At 36.6% G+C, this 1064-nt stretch carries 2 protein-coding genes; both read left to right on the forward strand.

Features of this window, described 5'->3' with window-relative positions:
* Positions 1-327 precede the first annotated feature (327 nt).
* On the forward strand, positions 328-552 hold the full coding sequence (locus I3254_RS01375) for a helix-turn-helix transcriptional regulator (protein ID WP_192520660.1): 225 nt from the start codon (positions 328-330) through the stop codon (positions 550-552).
* Between the two features lie 156 nt (positions 553-708).
* Positions 709-984, forward strand: coding sequence for a hypothetical protein (locus tag I3254_RS01380; RefSeq protein WP_238050612.1), 276 nt, complete (start codon positions 709-711; stop codon positions 982-984).
* The last annotated feature ends 80 nt before the right edge of the window (positions 985-1064 follow it).

Here is a 1064-nt window from a genome sequence, read left to right on the forward strand (position 1 = left end):
GTATATAAGTATATAAGTATATAAGTATATAAGTATATAAGTATATAAGTATATAAGTATATAAGTATATAAGTATAACTAAAATGTACATCACATCACTACTAATAGCAATACTTCATAGTCAAAATAGCATCGTCTTTTCTAACTAGCGTCTATCCATTATGATAGACGTCCTGCATTAAAGACAGCATAATAAACTGCCTACTAATAGGTAAATTACCGCTATTGAATATCAATTCGAGCTACTAAAACGAATACGTTAGCCACTCATATTCGTTATAATCCGCTCACCAATCAAAACCACTAATCGTTAATGAGGAAATCACTATGGTGAAGTGTCACTTATCGACCATCATGGGCGAAAGACGCCTTAAAATTGCCGATGTCGCAAGGGATACTGGCATCAATCGTGGCACCATTACTCGCATGTATCATGAAGAAGCCACCCGAGTTGACCTAGATGTCATCGAGTCTTTATGCACGTATCTTAGAATCAATGTTGGTGATTTATATGAAATCATAAATGAGAACAGCAGTGAGTCGCCTGAGTAAACACACTCTTTGATAAGACATTATAACCTTAAAAAGCACAAAAAGACCTACAGAAGGTCATTTTCTCTTGCAATAGATTAAAATATAGGTATAATTTGACCTGTAGAAAGTCATTTTATCCATTATTTACACACAGTAATCTGCAGGAGAATACTAATGAATAACAATCTATCGCGGCTCAACAGCTGCACATGGTTTAGCGAACAGACTAAAGCCTTAGCTTCTCAGCTGTTATCAAGCTTACAAATACAGCAAGGCGTACAGCTGGCAACCTTACTTGGTGTTGACCCCATTCTTTATAATGATGAAGCGGTTTATGTCTGGGTGCAACGACAGCTAGATGACGGTCTTATCGTTGACGATTATGCGTTAAGCACCCTTGAAACTGCTTTTATAGAGTTGGTCACAGCTCACACTAACCAAGCAGCGTAATGGCTTTAGCTTATATTTACAGACTTCTTGTTTAACAAGAAACAATAACCCTTAAAGCCAGATAAAGTGTCATTATCTGG

The sequence above is a fragment of the Psychrobacter sp. Ps2 genome, assembly GCF_022129405.1.
GTDB lineage: Bacteria > Pseudomonadota > Gammaproteobacteria > Pseudomonadales > Moraxellaceae > Psychrobacter.

What these genes read in the sequence shown, in the direction of transcription:
- I3254_RS01375 (WP_192520660.1), top strand. Translation starts at nt 328, where the DNA reads ATGGTGAAGTGTCACTTATCGACCATCATGGGCGAAAGACGCCTTAAA.
- I3254_RS01380 (WP_238050612.1), top strand. Translation starts at nt 709, where the DNA reads ATGAATAACAATCTATCGCGGCTCAACAGCTGCACATGGTTTAGCGAA.